Raw genomic sequence first — 20697 nt, forward strand, 5'->3', positions numbered from 1 at the left:
GGCCTTAAGTCTGAATTTTTTAAAAGATTGGCTGAGGTGCTTGTTTTAACTAATTTTTTAGTTCTGATAAACAACGTTTACGGGCCTGATTTAGTAAAGACTGCATATCTGGACTAACCTGTTGATCTACATTGATCGATCTGCTGCGGCTGCTCCCTACAACACGCTGGGGAAAAATGCCGCTACGTTGGTATCTGGGTTTGGATTGGTTTCTACGTATTCAGCAATACATTCATATTGATAACCACCCGGTGCCAAGGGTATTGCAGCTTTAAAATTTAATTCAAGCGCATCTTTTTGCTCCTGAGCTGCAACCGCAATCACAGCTGCACCACCTTGACTATGCCCCATCACCATCCAGTCTTTATTAAATTGCTTCGACTTGCAAGAATGCAGTGCATGTACAGAATGCACCAAATTATAAACTTAACTGACTACATTCATATGAGGGCGCAGTTTTGGCTTACCCAGTCCTTATAATCTGTTGCAACCACTACATAGCCATGCCTCAAACAACTGTAGATTGCACCATCTATGACTAGTTGCAAACTATATACAGGCCCATTGTATAATCACTTGAAGGAGCACTTGTATCAGCCACACAGTCGTGCCATGTGCTCATGCCAATACGGTCCAGTCTTGTTTAAGTGCTTATCCTTTTAGGCGTAAAATATATCCCGAGGTCAAAATGGGTTCGCCATTAACCCCCTCAACTACGATATGCGATCACGTAAGGTTGCCTAGTATGTTGATATGATGTAGGAATCGATTCAAGCTGGAGTGACAACACCTGACCTGACAACAATAAAGATAGGTGTGCCAACTAGCATCACCCCATAAAAAATTTATTTACAATTTTCTAAAACAACTTAGACCACTTGCCAATATTTCTTCAGCTGTATTTTTAGCTTATTTTAAGTATTAAATAATGTCTTTAATGTTGAAAAGCTCTGCAATATTAACAACATAAAAATGTCTTTCATTAACTAGAATCAGCAAAAAAACCTATATTAAGGCCAAAATCCATAATAAAAATATGGATTTAGATATTTCGTCCTGTTCTACCTATCATAGCTTTATATTTGAGTTTAATTCATGGATAAAATATTAAAACAAAATATATAAATAAATAATATAAATTCAATAACTTAACCAATCGAATTAACCATTTATTCAAAACTATTTTTCCATTTGTCAAAAGCCACAGAAAGCTTTAGAGTCAATAAGTATATAAAGATTTTTAAGCTTTTAACGGCTACAGTTTTATGACTTCTCTTCGATTGATTGCTGCTTGAAAAATTTTAGAATGAGAGAAAAACTGTTGTCACATTGTCACTTTAAAATGAATTAACAAAACGGTTAATGTCATGTGCTGTTGAGCGTGATATCAATTGAAAGGTTATAACTCCCAACTTTAATACATGATTATAATAATGGAGATACTCAATGAGCGACGACGTTAAAAAATGTCCTGTCACCCACCTAACAACTGATGCTGGTGCTCCTGTTGTAGACAACCAGAACAGTATGACGGCAGGTGCACGTGGTCCTTTGCTTGCCCAAGACCTATGGCTTAATGAAAAACTCGGTAATTTCGTTCGTGAAGTAATTCCAGAGCGTCGTATGCATGCCAAAGGTTCTGGTGCTTTCGGTACGTTTACCGTGACTAACGATATTACCCAATATACCCGCGCTAAAATTTTCTCAGAAGTTGGTAAAAAAACTGAACTTTTTGCTCGTTTCTCTACCGTAGCGGGTGAGCGTGGTGCTGCAGATGCAGAGCGCGATATTCGTGGTTTTGCCCTGAAATTCTATACTGAAGAAGGTAATTGGGATTTAGTTGGTAATAACACACCTGTCTTCTTCCTACGTGATGCTCGTAAATTCCCTGACTTAAATAAAGCAGTGAAACGCGATCCTAAAACCAATAAGCGTAGTGCAACTAATAACTGGGATTTTTGGACTTTACTTCCGGAAGCTCTACACCAAGTTACTATTGTGATGTCTGACCGCGGTATTCCAGATGGTTACCGTCATATGCATGGTTTTGGTAGCCATACTTTCAGTTTTATTAATGCCAATAATGAACGCTTCTGGGTTAAATTCCACATGCGCACTCAACAAGGCATTAAAAACTTAACCGATGCTGAAGCTGAAGCGATTATTGCCAAAGACCGTGAAAGCTCACAAACCGATCTGTTCAATGCAATTGAACGCGGCGATTTTCCAAAATGGAAAATGTACGTTCAAATCATGCCTGAACTTGATGCAGAAAAAGTACCTTATCACCCATTTGATTTAACCAAAGTATGGCCTAAAGGCGACTATCCGTTGATTGAAGTGGGTGAATTCGAACTCAACCGTAACCCTGAAAACTATTTCCAAGATGTTGAACAAGCCGCTTTCGCACCAAGTAACTTGGTGCCGGGTATTAGCTTCTCACCTGACCGTATGCTGCAAGCGCGTTTATTCAACTATGCTGATGCTGCACGTTATCGCGTGGGTGTAAACCATTACCAAATTCCTGTAAATGCACCACGTTGCCCTGTTCATTCCAACCGTCGTGATGGTCAAGGCCGTATGGATGGTAACTATGGTTCAACACCGCATTATGAACCAAACAGCTTCAGCCAATGGCAAGAGCAACCACAATACAAAGAACCACCATTGAAAATTACTGGTGATGCTGACTTGTGGGATTATCGTGAAGATGACAGCGACTATTTCAGTCAACCACGTGCATTATTCAACTTAATGAATGATGAACAAAAACAAGCATTGTTTAATAACACTGCTGGCGCAATGGGCGATGCACTCGACTTCATCAAATATCGTCATATCCGCAACTGTTACGCATGTGATCCAGCTTATGGTGAAGGTGTTGCAAAAGCATTAGGCTTAACTGTAGCGGATGCGCAAGCTGCTCGTGCAACTGATCCAGCTCAAGGTAATCCTGGCTTGCTTTAAGTTTTATCTTTGAATAAAAAAACCACCTTTTAAGGTGGTTTTTTCTTGGCATTAAATATTCCAATTACCTTCTATTAATCCTTAAACAATCAATTTTTTGCCTTCATGCATGGTTAAAAATGGATTCATTAACTTTGATGTTTTTCGCATGGCTTGATGTAAGTCATGCTCCGGCTGGTCTCTAGCTTCATCAGTCAACTGAAACGTCCGATAATGCATTGCCAATGAACATTTTGACTGTAAATCTTTATGCGCCTGAAAAGCTTCTTCGGGATTCATGTGCAAATATTTCATTAAACGACGTGGCTCATAAGCTCCAATCGGTAATAACGCTACTCGGGGTGCACCTAAGCGTGTATGGATTTGTTTGAAATGTGCGGCATAGCCCGTATCTCCAGCAAAGAAGAAATGTCCTGTACTATGCACGATGGAAAAACCTCCCCATAAGGCATGATTTTGATCTCGCCAACCACGACCTGAACCATGCTGTGCAGGCGTATAAACGATACGCAAATCTTCAAACATTTCCGATTGCCACCAATCAAGTTCAATGACATTGAAATGTGTGGGTAAATAATAAGCATTGCCTAAACCAGTATAAATCGGCATAGCAAATTGTTCATGTAACCAATTCAAGGTTGCTAAATCCATATGATCATAATGATTATGGCTTAGTAAAACCCCATGAATTGTAGGTAATTCTTCTAAGGCAATTCCTGCAGGACAAGCACGTCGTGGTCCAGTCCCTTGACGTGGGCCTGCATACTCCGCCCATACAGGATCGGTCAAAAAATTATATGGCCCAATTTGAATCAAAACCGTCGCATGTCCGACAAACCAAACCAACCAATCATCCATTTTAGCCAATGGCCGATTGTGCGGAATGCTACGCGAAGAAGCAAAAAACTGTTGGTATTCTTGCTCACGATCTACTTTCCATGTATCGCTTTTACGCGTCATGATCCATTTCAGCATATCTTTACGCGTAAACGCATCTGGATTTCGAAGGGTATTAAAGAATTTTTCCCCATTAAAATGGTCAGTTGCCAGATAATCAAATACAGGCTTCGTCCACGTATGTTTCATACAGCGTTCAGTACTGATTTGAAACTGTGCTGATTGAGTTTTTTGATTCATGTGTATTTAAAATTCATTCACTATGCTGACAAACCTTGCAAAGTATTTAACCTCGCAGACCTATTGATCAAGACGACCTTTCATGCGCTCAAGCCAAACCTTCCGAGATTGAGGCTTGACAAAGAGTGCCACAATTTCAGGATGAAGCTGTTTAATTTGTGCTTCAATTCTGTTGACACAAGCTTCGATATCATCTGACGTTAAATTATCTTTAAATTCAAGACTCAAAGATGCCAAAACTTGATGTGCACCCATCTGCTCTGTTAACACCCCATTGGCAGAATGCACTGCTGGATCTTGCTCTGCAACCATCAAGACATTATGCCTCAATTGTGGGTCAGCAGTTTCTCCCATGAGCAATCCTTTAGTCTCACGTGCAAGTAAAATTGCTGAAATAGCGAGTACAACCCCAATTAGAATTGATGCCAGACCATCAAGCATTGGCATATTCAGCGCGTGTGATAAATAGATACCGATCAGGGCAATAAACAGACCAATCAGCGCTGCTGAATCTTCAAATAACACGGTAAATGTCGTCGGATCTTTACTGCGTCGAAATGCTTCAAAATAGCCCTGTTTCCCTTTGATTTTACGAAATGCTTTCAATGCCACAAACCAAGAGGTCCCTTCACACAAAATCGCAATACCTAATACGATATAGTTAATCATCGGATTTTGCATTTCTTCGGGGTGATAAATATGACTAATCCCTTGATAAATCGACACGATCGCACCCAAAGCAAAGACCATCAACGCCACAATAAAAGCCCAAAAATACAGCTCTCTCCCATAGCCAAACGGATGGCGTGCATTTGCTGGCTGCTGCGATTTTTTCATACCGTAGAGCAGTAAGATTTCATTTAAAGTATCAACCACAGAGTGAATAGCTTCACTCAACATGGCCGAACTATTCGTGATATAGGCAGCGACAAACTTCACCAGTGCAATCGCTAAATTGCCGAAGAGCGCTGCATATACCACGATTTTGTTAGATTCAGACATTTAAAATTGTCCTAAATTTATTTTTATCAAACAGATCTATTTGATTTTATAACTCATTCCATAGTACTCAAACTGACTGTAGCTGTTGTTTGTTATTTTGTTGTTTTTACACCAACTGTCGATTGTTTCGACAATGCCATCATGTTCCATGTGAAACACGCTCTTTAGCGCAAAGGTATAGAAAAAAAAGGAAGCCGCAGCTTCCTTATAATTCTGTAGATGTACACGGTTCAACGTACTTTATTAAAATATTGCTCGCGCCACTCTTTCCAAAAGTACATCACAATACCAAACATCACGACCACGATTCCAACAAAGGCATTGGAGCTAATATGTTCACTGTTCAACGTCGCTCCCAAAACCAATGCTATGACAGGTGTCATAACATTACTGAGTGACACCGTTGATGCCGCCAAACGTTTGATCAGCCAGAAGTAACACAGCATTGCCACAATAGATGACATGATCATGGTAAAGACAAAACCTATCATGGCACGGCCACTTGGCAATTCGGTTGGAAAATGCTGCCAGATAAAAGGAATGATGAGTACCGAACCCAAGGCAGAAACAATCAGAGAACCTGTTGCCTGAGACATTGGCTTTAACGGTGCATTAATCTGCTTCACCCAAAAAATCGAACTAATATACGACACCATGCTGATTAGCATCAGTACAACGCCAATTGGATTGACTTTGCTATCAGCAGAATCTGCAAAGACAAAAGTTAAACCACCCACTGCAACCGCCATGCCCAACCACTGCAAAGCGACCAATTTATGTGTTTTTAAAATTACATGCCCAATCAAACCGGCAATTAAGGGTGAAAAACCAAAAATCAGTGCCATTAAACCAGAGGTGAGATAATTGGCTGCGAGATAAATAAACAACTGTGCGCCAATCAAATTCAAACTCCCTGCCACATAACTTTTTAATGAGGTTTCATCAAACGGCAAAGGATCACGCATCAATTTCAACAGAAACAGCGCAATAATAGATGCGCCGAAGTAACGGATAATCAACACCCACATCGGATGTATTTCCTGCACACTCCACACAATCGCGAGCGGCGTCGTCGCCCAAATCAGTACCAAAAGAGCATATATACTTGCCGTCAGCGGCAGTGAAGATTTCATTTCATTCTCAAATTTGATTGTTCTAACGACTTAACCTGAAACCCACTATTCAGATCTGGAACTACTCGTAAGACCATTAACTAATAAAGTTTAAGACCAATTATTGTTCTCCCCTTTATCAACTAAATTGGAGGCGGTATGAATGCCACCCGATCGTTTGGGGTATAAGGACTTCTCTTCAAACGATCAATAATCTCCCCTAACCCCTCTTTAAAAAAAGAGGGGGAATCATCCAAACGAAATCCATTCTTCACAAAGACTACTCCCTCCTTTGAAAAAGGAGGGCTGGGGAGGATTAAAACCGTTGAATAGATCTACATAAGCTAAAACTATATACATGGACTACAAAATAGCTTTATAAATGCGACGCTAAAACTAAAGACATAAAAAAACAGACCTACGTTACCGCAAGTCTGCTCCTCTTAGACATTCAGCTTACTTTACAAGTTTACGTAAATCTTGGCTTAAATCTAAATATTTATCCGCTTCAAACGCCGCATTCTTGCTAATCAATTTTTTCAAATGACGCATCTCTTTCGCAGCATTTACAGTGATACCACCCACGATTACACCGTCAGTAACACCAAATAAAACAAATGATGATTCTGCAGCTAATTCAGGATTAACTTCGCCACGTGCAATCCATTCGCTTGCAGCCATATCACCTACAAATTGATAGTTGATATTTAACTGATCTGTCCAGAACCACGCTGGATTTGGGGTTGGATGTTCTACATCCATTACATGACGAGCAAAGATACCTGCTTGCAAGTTCGCATTTTCCCAAGTTTCGACACGACGGTGGTTACCACAGTCACGAAGCTGAGTCGCAACGTCACCCGCTGCATAAATATCTGGATGCGAAGTTTGGCAGTTATTATTCACTTTAATGGCAAAATCAACGTCTAAACCTGCATCAATTGCAAGTTGAGCATTTGGCACAATGCCAATACCATAGATCACTGCATCGGCACGAAGTTCTTCACCGCCTTCAAGCGTGATCACTACTTCTTCGCCATCAAGCTTACAGTCAGCAATAGAAGTCGAAAGACGAACATCTACACCTGCAAGACGTTGCTGTGCCAATAAGAATTCACTTAAAACACGTGGAGATGAACGACCCATGACCATCGGACCCATTTCAATCACGGTCACGATACAGTCTTTAGAACGTGCTGAAGATGCAAGCTCAAGACCAATCACACCACCGCCGATCAATACAATACGGCGACCCGCTTGTAATACAGGCACCAATGCTTGTGAATCTTCAAGGTTACGTAAGGTATAAACGTGTTTACCCAAAGCATCGAAATTCGGTAAACGGCGTGCTGCACCGCCGGTTGCTAGAAGCAACTTGTCAAATGCAACAATTTCGCCATTTTTCAGTTCAACTGTTTTCGCATCGCTATGGATTTTCACAACGCCATTGCCACGAATATGTTCAACACCGAGTTCTGCCAATTTTTCTTCTGACAGAATTTCGATTTTGGTCTCTTCAGGTTTTAGAATTACGTCTTTAGACAAAGGCGGACGTTCATAAGGAAGATGTGTTTCATCACCCACCAAAATGATTTTGCCTTCATACTTGTTCGCACGGAGTTCTAAAATGGCGCTAGCACCAGCTTGACCAGCTCCAACAATAACGATGGTTTCGATACCATTTTGGCTCATGGGTTTGTTCCTTATTTCAATTCTGCAGATACGATGCCGAAGCCCGCAATCCACTCACTAATGTCTTCGTAGCAATGTGTTGTCATGTCGTATTCGCCCACTTCATGTAGTGCAGCAAAAGCAGCCATCCAAGAACGAACTTCTTGACCGCCACGACCACCTTCAACACGAATTTCAGCTTCAGTCATTGCTTCAATGGCAGCAAAGTCAGCTTTGGCAAACGTCTCAAGCAATGCACGATCCCATTCTGGGTTTAAAGGCACTGCGACAGAAGTATCACCCGCTGCGAGTTTTTGACCGACAGCAATGATTTTGCCTTGACGTGTATTACGTGCCTCTTCAGTTGGATTACGACCTGCAATCAGGAACTCTTCCACTTCTGGTGGAACTGAACCCATTTGCGGCGTTGGTGGATCATGTGAAAGACCACCTGTACCCAAGATCAATACACGTTCATTTTCGAGGTTCAATGATTGAATAAACTGACCGACTGCACGACCCAAAGCGACTGTACGCTTTGTGGTTGGCATCGGTGCAGCCGCACCATTGATAAAAATTGGAATCGTTGGATAACGATCAAGCTTGCCACCACAAAGGAAATGTAATGGTTGAGTCACGCCATGATCTGCTTGCATACGGTATGAGTACGCAACATCAACACCTTCATCCAACACACGACGAACCAGACTGATTGCTGTTTCTTCAGGCACATTGATGTGGTCATTGTCTTTACCATAATCCCAATCACCTGCTGCTTTGGCACGAATACCGACGCAGAAAGATGGCATGAGGTCATAGAAGAAACCATTGAAATGGTCTGGACCAAAAGTAATGATCAATGTTGGATTATAGTCTTCAACTTCTTTCGCAAGTTGGGCAAAAGTTTCGCGAACTTTTTCCTCTTTGTATTTCTCTTGCGGAGAAGCGAATTCCATTAGGGGACTGTGCGATGCACAAATGAGTTTAACGGCCATGGGTGACTCCTAAACGGAAGGCAGCCAAAACGGCTGCCGAGTAAGTCCTTTACGTTTTTGGCGAATTAAATCTCGTCAAAGAAGCCAGCACGTGGTTGTCGTAAACCACGGATACCCAGACCACATTCAGCATTAATTAAAACACCAGTTAATGGGCGGTTGTTTTGACGAGAAGCCAATAACACGTATGAACCAGTCATATCTTCAGGTTCGGGTAAGAAATTGAGCGGCATGCCGCGTGCAATCTTCTCAGGATCGCGTGCATCGAGTAGACCGAGGTTTTCTTGGCCTAAAGAAGCAGCACCTTTGATGTTTACATTCATACCCGACGGAGCAACAGCGTTCACTCGTACTTTAGGCGCAAGCTCGTAGGCTAATTCTTTCATGATCCCAACGCCAGCATGCTTAGACGCTGTGTATACAGGGCCTCCGCCTGCCGAATACAGTGCTGAGTTAGACAAAGTAAATATGATAGAACCTTCCGAAGCTATCAATGCATCAAGTGCAGCTTTGGCACCTAAGATGAGAGATTTGGTGTTAATACCCATAATCTCATCAAAAGCTTTTTCCAGCTGTTCACCCGATGTATTGACGATATCTGCGTAATGATCCCAGATACCTGCGTTTCCGACGAAACAGTCAAGTTTGCCATAATGTTCTACAGTTGCTTGAACTGCACGAACATTATCCTCATAGCTGGCTACATCTCCTGCGATCGCAAGCACGCGGTCACCAAAATGTTCTTTCAATGCATCAACTTTCGATTGAGAACGTTGAAGAACAGCAACTTGTGCACCTTCTTCTAAGAAACGTTCAACCAATGCCCAGCCTAAGCCTGAACCACCACCGGTAATAAGTGCAACTTCGCCTTGTAGCCAACCCATGATTACTCTCCTGCCATCTCTACGTATAAAGCACCATCTTCAACAATCACAGGGAATGTTTTGATAGGATCTGTTGCTGGTAAGCATAATGCTTGACCAGTTTTCAAACAGAATCGAGCCGAATGAAGTGGACATTCAACAGTGCCATCATCTTCAAGGTAACCTTCAGACATTGAAGCATTACCATGTGAACAACGGTCGTTCATCGCGAAAAATTCGCCATTGTTGTTGAATACTGCAAGCGCATCGATACCATTCACGCCGCAATCTACTTTCAATGCTTCGCCTTCGTCTAATTCGTCAACTTGGCAAACAAAAATCTTATTCATTAGAAGAACACGCTCAGGTTATGTGAGTTGTAAGTCACCTGATCAAGGGTAATCTTACGGTTGAAGATTTCGAAACCTTGCTCAGTGTCAACTTTGCGGATCTTGTCGTGACGCTTACCACAGTAGATTGTTACATCTTTCTCTTTCTGGGTACGGTACAACAAGTACGTTACGTAAACGTCGTATTCGCCTTCAACTTCTGTCGCTTCAACAATCACATTTGAAACCATGTGTGTTGTACGTGAAGGAGGTTCTTCAGCCCAAGCCATACCTGTCTCTAAACGAGCTACACGGCGTTCCAACAAATCTTTAGTATCGTTAAATACCCAAGTTGTTGGCGGCTCAATCGAACGACGACGGTCACGTGTTTGCGCGTTTGGTGTGGTGCGAAGCGTATAAGAAATATCTTCCGCTAACACAGCCAACCAATCACGGAACTTCCAGTCATCAAGAAGCTTGGCTTCTTGATAAAGGAACTGACTAATTTGGTGATGGAGTTCTAAACTAACTTGACTCATTTCATAAGCTCCTTCTCATATTCGTCAGCCGCAGCTTCAACGTCTTCCCATTTTTCATGAATCAATAGGTCAGCCCAACGACGGTACATACCACGTGCAGCTGTTTCTGAGAAAATGTAGTTGGTGATACCAGGGATACCATCTTCACGTACTTTCTCGTTACCTTTACCCATTTCCATAATTAATTTGTTTTGACGGGCTTTATAACCACGTAAAACTTTTTGAATTTCAATCCAGTTCTCAGAGTCATCTTGCTCAAGGAAACCAGCAGGACCGAATGCGCGAGTCGCAGAACGCTCAAATGCTTCTTTCACTTCTTGAGATGCTTCAGCGTCTGCAATACAGAATGCCCATACTTCAGTTTTGTTTGGACCACGTGGGTGCCATACACGAAGTGTTGCTGTACCGTTCAACCAAGACAATGTTGGGAACATGGTGTTGTGACCAGCAAGACGCAGTGCACGTACTTCGCCTAAACGCTCTTTAACTTCATCAAATGTTTCACGGAAGTAGTTTGCAACTTCACCATCTACCCAAACGTTTGCATCTGGTTTTTCTGTGAAGAAGAAGCCTGAACCGTGACCACGTGAACCGTATTGGATCGCGTCTTTCGCAGTTTCCCAAACTGGACGAGCTGTTTGTGCAGCACCTAATTTCTTAGATGATTCGTCATCTGGTTTTGCACCCAAAACTTGGATTGCAGATGCGTGAGAGAACAATGCGTGGTATTGGTCAGATGCAAACTGTTCAGCTGCAAATTTCCAGTTACACTCGATTTCCCACTTGTGTACACCACCGATAATTTCTGTACCACCTGGACGACGGTCAAGAACACCATCTAAGTACCAAGCGATATCGCCCATGTATTCTTCTAGGTCAGGTGTTGTTTCATCCCAACAAGCGAATACTAAGCCTTTGTATGATTTAACACGGTTAACTTCAACAAGACCCCATTTCTCTTTGCAAGCACCGTGCGGGAACGCGCGGTCTTCAAGTGGAATATCTTTTAAAGAACCGTCAATGCCGTAAGACCAGCCGTGGTACGGGCAAGTAAATGCACGTGTATTACCACAGTCCGCGAAGCTCACACGCATAGAGCGGTGACGACATTGGTTTAAGAATGCTTTGATTGAGCCATCTTTTTGACGTGCCACGATGATTGGATCTTCACCCATATAGGTATTGAAGAAATCGCCGGCTTTAGGAATTTGGCTCTCATGGCATAGGAATAACCATGTACGACCGAACACACGTTCTAATTCAAGTTCGTAGATGTCTGGATCTGTATAGATAGATGGCGTGATACGTCCATTTTGTGCATCGACTAAAGCATCGATTTCGCGCACATCAATTTTTCCACTCATGAAAAGCTCTCCTGTGACCATAAGGCACAAAGTAATAGACTCAACTTTTCAACGATGATGGATTTTAGAGCGATATTCGGGAAATATTTATTTTGTTTTAATTAAGAGATTTTATGGATTATTACGGTAGATTTTTTTTATAGTATTTTTTTTAAATCACCGTGAACACCATTTATTTCGTGAATGGCAAAATAATCCTCACGCAATAGTTGTTTATAGATTATACTGAACGAACTTCTAAGTAAGACATTTTTTGGATTACTCCACGGGTTGATTATATGGAATTACGACACTTACGCTACTTCATTACTGTTGCTGAAGAACTCAATTTCAGTAAAGCTGCGTTAAAACTTTATACTGCTCAACCTTCTTTAAGCCAACAAATTAAAGATCTTGAAGAAGATGTCGGCGTAAAATTGTTGCACCGGACTAAACGCAAAGTTGAGCTCACAGAAGAAGGTGCCGTATTTCTAGAACAAGCACGTTTGACACTAGCTCAAGCAGACAAGGCCGTAGCGATGGCACGTCAGGTTTCACAAGCCAAACAGCAGATGCTGCGCATTGGTTTTGTCCCTGTCGCAGAGATGAAAATCTTCCCTTATGTGCTGCCAAATTTACGTGTTCAGAACCCAGAACTCAAGATTGAATTACTCAGTTTAAATAACCGTGATCAGATGAAATTGCTGCAAAAAGGTGAACTGGACATCACTTTTACCCGCAATAACTTCCACAGCGACGAAATTGAAAGTCAGTTTGTACTACGTGAACCATTGATCTTTATTTTACCCAAAGATCACCCTTTAGCGAAGTACGAGCGCATTCCAGTTAAAGCATTGAATGGGATTGATTTTATCATTCCTGCACGTGAACAATCTGGCACGTTGCATGAAGCCATTTTGGACTTTGCTTCGACCCATGGTATTCAATTTAATATCGTGCAAAAAGCCGACAATATCCTGTTTAACATTAACTCCATCGGCATGGGCTTAGGCTGCACGATCCTACCGGGATACATCGCGCCATTGACCATGAACAATACGGTGATTCGTCCTTTAGATGTCGAATTACCGTATCTAGACTTGTATGTAAGTTACCGAAAAACGCCGAGTTCTGTGGCTGTAGATAAATTCCTTGAACTGCTAACCAAAGTTTTTTATCTCGATATCAATCGCGAACAGCGTTAATTTTCGCCAAGTCATAATTTATAGATATAGCACCATTATTTTTGAAATAAATAATGGTGCTTTTTTTATGGCTAAAAAGTCGCTTTTTTAATCGTTTAAATGTTTTAATCGACGCATTTTATCTATCATGCATATCGACTTGATGGAAAATAACTTATAAATTTTAGTTTAGACATTGATAAAAATTGCTAAAAATAGCCGATTTACAACTTAAGTCTAATAAATAATTCCCCTTCCCCAACCATTTAGATGAGCTTATTTTATGCCTTTTTACTGATTTAGACCGTATACTGCCGCCTCATTAATGATAATAATACTCATTTAAAGTATTTCTGTCAAAAGATTTATATAAAAAAAGGATGGCAAAACCATCCTTTTTGTATTAACTCGGCTGCTCGATTAAACACCGCGTGCAGTTAAGTAATCTTTAATAACCGTGTTAAATTCTTCAGCTTTTTCAACTTGTGACCAGTGACCACATTGGCTGAAAATATGCGCATCAGCATGAGGAACGGTATTCAAAATATCCCACGTACGAGATACAGGAATCACCACGTCTTGTACACCGTGAATCAACAATACTGGCACAGTAATGTCTTTCATTTTTTCAAAGTCGAGTGGGAATTCGAAACGGTCACGGTCGCGTGCGCCAACAACATCCATCAAACGATTTGATGCATAGTCATTTGCAGCAGAAGCGAAACGTACTTTTACTAATTCATCAGTAATCAAGTCTTTGTTTACAACAAACATAGACAAGGTTTTCTTGATGCCTTCTTCGGTTAATACAGGGTTTGCATGTGCTTTAAGTGCTGCAGTTTGTTTAGCACCGCCTGTACCCATAGACACGATACCCAATACACGTTCTGGATAGTCCAAAGCCATTTGGAATGCTAACCAGCCACCGAGTGAGTTACCCACTAACCAAGTTTTTTCAATACCTAGGGCATCTAACGTACGTACAGCGTGATCAACCCAAGCACGGATACCATAAGCAGTATTCGGTGCAACAACAGTTTGACCATAACCAATAGTATCGATAGCGATACAACGTGCTTGTTCACCAATTTGTGGAAGGTTTAACCACCAGTTTGCAGCAGCAGATACACCTGTACCTGAACCGTGTAAAAATAGAATTGGTGTGCCTTCACCCACTTCGTGGTAATGCGTTAATTCGCCTTCAGCAGTTTCAATCCATTTATCTTCTAAACCAAAGAATGAATCAGTTGTATAGTCAGGAATCTGAACAGTGCTCATACATGCTCCTCGTATTGCGTAGAGCTTATGTTTCAATCCATAACGGATTTAAACACAAGGGGGACTCTTTTGGATTTTGTGGTTTTTACAGTCTCATATTACCTGTTCAGCCACTGCTAACTGATACATATTTACGATCATAAACAACAAATAGACTATAATTTAAGTTATTGTTTTTAAATACATAACTCAAAAATATATCCATAAAATCTTTGAGGTATTTCTTTTTTGAATAGCCCAGCGAATAAAAAGGGAAGCAATGAATCCACTTCCCTCTTTTTTATCCTGAGAAATTAGAACTTATAGGTATAAGTTGTCGCGACACGGTACTCTTGCAAGTCAGATTTGTAATCGAAATCGGCATCAATATACATTGCCTGGAAGCCTAAGCCCTTCAACTTACCTTCAGGCACGGTGTAGTTCACAATTAAGTTCAATTCATCTGACTTCTGATCTTTAAGACCAGCAATTTCTGCATCTGAACCTGTGAAATACACAGCAGTTGTATTTAAGCCTTTCACACCCATTTCTGAGAAATCATAACCATAAGTAAAGCCCCATGATTTTTCATTTTTTGCAGTAAATGTTGCTATACCCCAGTTGACTAAGTACGGCTGCGGCACCCATCCACCCAGTGTTGGGAATGCATTATCACCAAACATTTGTTGATAACCCAAACCAAAGGTATGCGAACCGTAATTCACTTTCGCACCAACCGATAACGCTTGGTTATCAATTTCGCCATACAGTTTGTCACCCGAATCTGAGTTGTCAAAATAACGGATATGGCTATCCAGTTTGGCTTTGTCACCTAACTTAGTTTTATAGTTCGCGCCGACATATTGCTGTGTGTAAATGTCTTGAACATCGGCATACCAATAGCTACCACCAATTTCAGGTGTAAATTGATGGTCAATACCCGCAATATACATACCATCAGAAGTTGGCCCAAGATCATAATGACCTATGGTGCCATCTGGTAATCTTTTACCTGGAGCGAACATTGATAAATCACGGAATTGGTTGTCATAACGGTTATTGATCCCGTCAATGTATGCCAAAGTTAACTTGGTATCTTTAATCTCTTTCGACTCTAACCATGCACCGCTATAAGTTGTCATTAGCTGACGAGATGGATCGAAAACCAACACTGGAGAAACTGGTAATAACTCACCCACTTTCAACTCAGTTTCAGATACTTTGGCTTTAAGGGTCACGCCCACTTTACCAAAGTTATCTTTTGATTCTTTACCATCGTGCGGCAAGATCCAGTCTGGGTTTTTATCGCGTGCATTAAGTTTAAATGCATGTTGAACCAAAAGGTCAGCACCCACTTGAATACCTGCACCAATATCTTGATACCCTGACTTGGCATCCAAAGTCACACCCTGTGACCATGAACCCCAGTTACCCGCCGGATTTTCTTTAATTTGACGGTCTAAGTAGAAGTTTTTAAATTTCAATTGTACTTGGCTGTCGTCAACAAAGTCCGCATAAGTTGCAGATGTTCCTAATGTTGCTGTCGCAGCAAGAATTGCTATCCATAAATTTTGACGACGCATGGCTTATTCCCAGTGATCAAATTAAGCTATGACATCATCATGCTCAACAATACCTTGGAAAAAAATCCGACTACAGTATTAAGGTTTATCAGGCTTTTGTACGACTTGAACTTTGGAAGCTATTTCTGCTTATTTTCCTTAGAGATTAAAACAATAACTCTTTTTTATCATTTAGAACAACTGATTAAATTAACCCCATGTTTTACTAGCATAAAATTTAAAGTTTTTTATTTTTTGCAATTACATGCGCTGTATTAATTGCTTTTAAGTTTAAACAAAGTTTTTTACTGAGATTTATCCTTATTTGAGTTATAAAATTTAGCTATGACATGATATTTAATTTATATAATCATCAATAACTTAAAGTTAAATTTTACTACTATGGCTGCTCGAAATCAGCCATTGGTTCGTAAGACATTTCTTATTTCAATCCGCTTTTCATGCCTCAAATCAATCTCAACGTAATCTCAAGCCCATCTCAAACCAAAACAGCCACTTCAGACATAAAAAAAGCGCCCATTTCGGGCGCTTTTTGATTTAAAGCAAATTAAGCATTGGCTTCTTTTGCTTTAGACATGGTCAATGCCAAGTCTTCGATCATATCTTCTTGACCACCAACAGTACCACGGCGGCCCAATTCCATTAGGATTTCACGAGCAGATACGCCGTATTTCGCTTCAGCACGTTTTGCGAACAATAGGAATGAGGAATACACACCTGCATAACCTAAAGTTGCTGCATCACGGTCAGCACGGATCGGGTTGTGCATCATTGGAATAACAAGGTCTTCAGCAATGTCTTGTACTTTAAACAAGTCAACGCCAGTTTCCATTTGCATACGGTTCGCAACAGCCACGAATAACTCAAGTGGTGTGTTACCTGCACCCGCACCTAGACCTGCAGATGCAAGATCGACACGAATCGCACCCGCTTCAACAGCAGCAACCGTATTTGCCACGCCCATACCTAAGTTATGGTGACCGTGGAAACCGATTTCGATCTCTGAAGCCAGGTTTGCACGTAAGATACCCACGCGGTCAGTCACGTCTTGAGGCAACATATAACCAGCAGAGTCAGTCACATAAATACAGTTTGCACCGTATGACACCATTTTGCTGGCTTCTTCCAAAAGTTTTTCAGGAGTTGCCATGTGCGCCATCATCAAGAAGCCCACAGTGTCCATGCCGAGTTTACGCGCAGCCGTAATATGCTGTTCAGAAACGTCTGCTTCAGTTGAATGTGTTGCTACACGAATCGTAGAAACACCAACATCATGTGCCATATGCAAATGATCAACCGTACCGATACCAGGAAGTAAAAGTGCAGACACTTTCGCCTGTTTTAGGTTTGGAATAACGGCTTTTAAATATTCTTCATCAGTTGCTGCAGCAAAACCATAGTTCACTGAGTTACCACCAAGACCGTCACCATGAGTAACTTCGATCAGCGGTACACCGGCATCATCAAGCGCAGTTGAAATAGCAATCATTTGCTCGATTGATGTTTGATGGCGCATTGGGTGCATACCATCACGTAAAGTCATATCGTGAATAATAACCTTAGACATGTGGCTACTCCTTAAGCTTCAACAGTGGATAAAACGCGTTCTGCAAACATTTCTGCAGTACGTGCAGCTGCCGCAGTCATAATGTCGAGGTTACCTGCATATTTAGGAAGATAATCACCTAAACCTTCAACTTCTAAGAAGATTGAAACACGGTTACCGTCAAATACAGGACCATTTACAAGTTTGTAACCTGGTACATATTTTTGAACTTCAAGAATCATCGCATGTACAGATTCAGTGATTGCTGCTTGATCTGGTTCACCTTCAACAAGACAGTGAACAGTATCACGCATCATCAGTGGTGGCTCAGCAGGGTTAATGATGATGATCGCTTTACCTTGTTTCGCACCGCCCACTTTTTCAATAGCGCCGGCAGTGGTACGAGTAAATTCATCAATGTTTTTACGTGTACCTGGACCCACAGATTTTGTTGATACTGTTGCAATGATTTCGCCATATTCAACAGGCTGAACTCGTGAAATCGCAGCAACCATAGGAATCGTTGCCTGACCACCACATGTCACCATGTTGACGTTCGGAACTTCACCTGCGTCCAATAACGCTTCTAAGTTTACTGGTGGTACGCAGAATGGACCGATTGCAGCAGGTGTTAAGTCAATCATTAACACGCCAAGTTCATTTAATTTGCGGCTGTTTTCAGCATGAACATAGGCAGAAGTTGCATCAAATGCGATTTTGATTTCGTCTTCAATTACGTGTGGAAGTAAACCATCTACGCCTTCAGCAGTGGTTTTTAAACCCATTTTAGCAGCGCGAGCCAAACCTTCAGACGTCGGGTCAATACCAACCATCCATACTGGTTCTAAAAATTCGCTGCGTTGAAGTTTGTAAAGCAAGTCAGTACCAATGTTCCCTGGACCGATCAATGCACATTTAATCTTTTTCATGAATGTGTACTCTTAAAAATTCCGTAAAACCCAAGCTTATTTCGCTGCAAATGCTGCAGTCACAGAACCAAAGCCTTCAATTTCAACTTTGAATTCATCACCAGGATTTGCCACAACCATTGGGCCTAAGGCACCGGTCAATACGATGTCACCTGCAAGCAATGGACGACCACGACGAACCATTTCGTCAGCCAACCACACTGCTGCATTTAATGGGTTAGAAAGACACGCTTTACCCACACCTTGTGAAACCACTTCTTCACCACGAGTCATGACCATTTTGCAATTTACAAGGTCAAGATCTGCAAGTTTTACAGGCTTAGAACCCAGTACAAAACCTGCTGAAGATGCGTTATCTGCCACAGTATCAATCAACGAGATTTTCCAGTTTTCGATACGGCTATCGACCACTTCAATTGCAGGCAGTGCATATTCTGTTGCACTAATAATGTCTGCATAGGTGTGTTTTTCTTTAGTCAAGTCTTGGTTAATCACCAAAGCAATTTCTGCTTCAACTTTTGGCTGAATCAATAAACCAGCAGGGATTTCTTCACCATCGCCATACGCCATGTCAGCAAACAACATACCGAAGTCAGGTTGATCAACGCCTAACTGCGCTTGTACAACTTTTGAAGTTAAGCCAATTTTACGACCTACAAGGCGACGACCTTCTGCCACCGCACGTTTGGTATTCACTTCTTGAACGGCATAAGCAATATCTACATCAGCACTTTCGCCACCAAGTTGTGGACGGATCGGTGCAATCGCAGCCTGATTTACTTCCGCATCGCGTAATGCTTGCGCAACTGATTCAACAACAGCAGAATTCGACATCAATGTTTCCTTAAACTGCAAAAATTGGATGCACAACGTGTTTCATCCCGATCACCATCAAAATCAAAGTGATGAAAGTCATGTCAGGATTCGCCTAAGGCATTTCACTTGACATACTACACGTTATGTTTAGATGCATTTAGCATCGAGATTTTAGAAAGTGAATACCAATACTTATTTTATTTATGACTATAGCTATTAGCTATAAATTAATCATTATTTATTATTAATATTCAAAAACTTAAGTCAAAATAATTAAATAAAATTCACTATTTTTTTCGCCCTTAAATCTGAATCTCTACTAAAAAACTTGGCTTATACGACTAAAAGATAAGATTAAAAGGTTATTTTAGCGTCAGGCCAGCTTTTACACATAGGTGTTCAATTTCATCTGATTTAGTTTAATAAATTGAAAATTTAAAAATAAATCAATAAACAACAATAAGATAAAACCAAAAATTCAAACAAAAAATCTATTCCAGCTTGTGGTAAAAGGCCAAATAGTTGCGCTCAACTTTTTAAGGTAAATTTGCTAGAAGACTGCTTGTTATTGTAGAAAAATCTAGTGTTATTACTTTTTTAAATAATTGAATTTACTCATTTCAACAACTAGAGCTTGCGTTACTATTCATTTGGTAACAAAAAAGGTGAAAACAAATTTCACCCTTTTTACTCGTTTGTATCTAAAACTATACAGCTAGACGTAATTTCACGTGTTCTAGTAGAAATTCAGTCAAATCACCTACGCTATGTGCAATATGTAAGGGTTGAAAACACTGGAGTGTTTCTACAGTATGCACTCCATAGCTCACGCCTACACGTGGCATCTGAATATTGAGGGCCATTTCTAAATCATACGACGTATCACCAACCATAATGGCTTGATCGGCACGTAGTCCTGTTTCCGCCAAAATTTCTGCCAACATCAACGGATCTGGCTTAGATTTGGTTTCACTGGCTGCACGTGTCGCACGAAACAACTCATGACTTTGCGTTTGAGCCAAGACACGGTCTAGACCTTTACGACTTTTTCCTGTTGCAACAGCCAATTGTAGACCGGCATCGCGTAATTCCTGCAACATATCCGCGACACCATCAAACCACATATCCCCTTTGGAATGGGCCACATAGTGATCGGCATAACTTTGCAAAATGTCGCTGTGCAATTCAGGAACCGTCGGAAATAACCGCTGTGCGACTTCCGGCAGACCTAAACCAATAATACTTTTCGCATCAGCATCGGTCAGCGGCTGTGAATATTGATCTGCTGCAAATTTTAAACTCGCTACAATTTGACCCACAGAATCAAATAAAGTGCCATCCCAATCGAAAATGACTAGTTTTACAGCTGAGTTCATACGTTTTCCTAGATTTGATTCAGTGTTTGGTAATTCAGATTCTGGAGT

18 protein-coding genes are annotated in these 20697 nt (G+C 41.1%); 2 read left to right on the plus strand and 16 right to left on the minus strand.

Going from position 1 to position 20697, the window contains the following annotated elements:
• Positions 1-156 precede the first annotated feature (156 nt).
• On the minus strand, positions 157-414 hold the full coding sequence (locus FTV38_RS02500; protein ID WP_180021137.1) for a hypothetical protein: 258 nt from the start codon (positions 412-414) through the stop codon (positions 157-159).
• A gap of 1032 nt (positions 415-1446) precedes the next feature.
• Here FTV38_RS02500 and FTV38_RS02505 point away from each other — a divergent pair.
• A complete protein-coding gene (locus FTV38_RS02505) occupies positions 1447-2967 on the plus strand; it encodes a catalase (protein ID WP_168377922.1) in 1521 nt (506 codons plus the stop codon).
• Positions 2968-3048: 81 nt separating this feature from the next.
• Here the strand turns inward: FTV38_RS02505 and FTV38_RS02510 are convergent, their stop codons facing one another.
• The 9 genes from FTV38_RS02510 to hcaE form a co-directional block, all read right to left on the minus strand.
• The gene (locus tag FTV38_RS02510; protein ID WP_180021139.1) at positions 3049-4104 is read right to left on the minus strand and encodes an MBL fold metallo-hydrolase; all 1056 of its coding nucleotides are present in this window, start codon (positions 4102-4104) and stop codon (positions 3049-3051) included.
• 60 nt (positions 4105-4164) lie between these two features.
• Complete coding sequence (locus FTV38_RS02515; RefSeq protein ID WP_078192768.1) at positions 4165-5106, minus strand: cation diffusion facilitator family transporter; 942 nt, start codon at positions 5104-5106, stop codon at positions 4165-4167.
• 230 nt (positions 5107-5336) lie between these two features.
• Positions 5337-6239, minus strand: coding sequence for a DMT family transporter (locus tag FTV38_RS02520; RefSeq protein ID WP_180021141.1), 903 nt, complete (start codon positions 6237-6239; stop codon positions 5337-5339).
• 435 nt (positions 6240-6674) lie between these two features.
• The gene (gene hcaD / locus FTV38_RS02525; protein ID WP_180021143.1) at positions 6675-7910 is read right to left on the minus strand and encodes a 3-phenylpropionate/cinnamic acid dioxygenase ferredoxin--NAD(+) reductase subunit; all 1236 of its coding nucleotides are present in this window, start codon (positions 7908-7910) and stop codon (positions 6675-6677) included.
• 11 nt (positions 7911-7921) lie between these two features.
• Positions 7922-8884: a 3-carboxyethylcatechol 2,3-dioxygenase gene (locus FTV38_RS02530; protein WP_180021145.1), complete on the minus strand. Its 963-nt coding sequence runs from the start codon at positions 8882-8884 to the stop codon at positions 7922-7924.
• 65 nt (positions 8885-8949) lie between these two features.
• Positions 8950-9768, minus strand: a complete 819-nt coding sequence (gene hcaB / locus FTV38_RS02535; RefSeq protein WP_078192772.1) for a 3-phenylpropionate-dihydrodiol/cinnamic acid-dihydrodiol dehydrogenase — start codon at positions 9766-9768, stop codon at positions 8950-8952.
• A gap of 2 nt (positions 9769-9770) precedes the next feature.
• The gene (hcaC, locus tag FTV38_RS02540) at positions 9771-10097 is read right to left on the minus strand and encodes a 3-phenylpropionate/cinnamic acid dioxygenase ferredoxin subunit (protein WP_067763933.1); all 327 of its coding nucleotides are present in this window, start codon (positions 10095-10097) and stop codon (positions 9771-9773) included.
• On the minus strand, positions 10097-10615 hold the full coding sequence (gene hcaF, locus FTV38_RS02545) for a 3-phenylpropionate/cinnamic acid dioxygenase subunit beta (RefSeq protein ID WP_180010270.1): 519 nt from the start codon (positions 10613-10615) through the stop codon (positions 10097-10099). Before hcaF ends, hcaC begins: the two co-directional genes overlap by 1 nt.
• Complete coding sequence (hcaE, locus tag FTV38_RS02550; protein ID WP_067763943.1) at positions 10612-11979, minus strand: 3-phenylpropionate/cinnamic acid dioxygenase subunit alpha; 1368 nt, start codon at positions 11977-11979, stop codon at positions 10612-10614. The genes hcaF and hcaE overlap by 4 nt, the downstream gene beginning before the upstream one ends.
• Positions 11980-12257: 278 nt before the next feature.
• Here hcaE and hcaR point away from each other — a divergent pair, with 278 nt between their 5' ends.
• Positions 12258-13163 (plus strand): DNA-binding transcriptional regulator HcaR, encoded by a 906-nt coding sequence (gene hcaR, locus FTV38_RS02555; protein WP_180021147.1) that lies wholly within the window; start codon positions 12258-12260, stop codon positions 13161-13163.
• Positions 13164-13562: 399 nt separating this feature from the next.
• Here the strand turns inward: hcaR and FTV38_RS02560 are convergent, their stop codons facing one another.
• The 6 genes from FTV38_RS02560 to FTV38_RS02585 all read right to left on the minus strand — a co-directional run bounded on the left by FTV38_RS02560 (position 13563) and on the right by FTV38_RS02585 (position 20649).
• Positions 13563-14420 carry an alpha/beta fold hydrolase gene (locus FTV38_RS02560; RefSeq protein ID WP_180021149.1) on the minus strand — a complete coding sequence of 286 codons (858 nt, stop codon included), beginning with the start codon at positions 14418-14420 and terminating at the stop codon, positions 13563-13565.
• A gap of 293 nt (positions 14421-14713) precedes the next feature.
• Complete coding sequence (locus FTV38_RS02565) at positions 14714-15982, minus strand: OprD family outer membrane porin (protein ID WP_078192777.1); 1269 nt, start codon at positions 15980-15982, stop codon at positions 14714-14716.
• A 547-nt stretch (positions 15983-16529) separates the two neighbouring features.
• Positions 16530-17549, minus strand: coding sequence for a 4-hydroxy-2-oxovalerate aldolase (gene dmpG / locus FTV38_RS02570; RefSeq protein WP_180021151.1), 1020 nt, complete (start codon positions 17547-17549; stop codon positions 16530-16532).
• An 11-nt stretch (positions 17550-17560) separates the two neighbouring features.
• A complete protein-coding gene (locus FTV38_RS02575) occupies positions 17561-18457 on the minus strand; it encodes an acetaldehyde dehydrogenase (acetylating) (protein WP_180021154.1) in 897 nt (298 codons plus the stop codon).
• Positions 18458-18493: 36 nt separating this feature from the next.
• A complete protein-coding gene (mhpD, locus tag FTV38_RS02580) occupies positions 18494-19291 on the minus strand; it encodes a 2-keto-4-pentenoate hydratase (protein WP_078189749.1) in 798 nt (265 codons plus the stop codon).
• Between the two features lie 689 nt (positions 19292-19980).
• Positions 19981-20649, minus strand: coding sequence for an HAD-IA family hydrolase (locus tag FTV38_RS02585; protein WP_111884106.1), 669 nt, complete (start codon positions 20647-20649; stop codon positions 19981-19983).
• Positions 20650-20697: the final 48 nt, after the last annotated feature.

It is taken from the genome of Acinetobacter sp. YH16044 (assembly GCF_013417145.1).
In the GTDB taxonomy this organism is placed as follows: Bacteria; Pseudomonadota; Gammaproteobacteria; order Pseudomonadales; family Moraxellaceae; genus Acinetobacter; species Acinetobacter amyesii.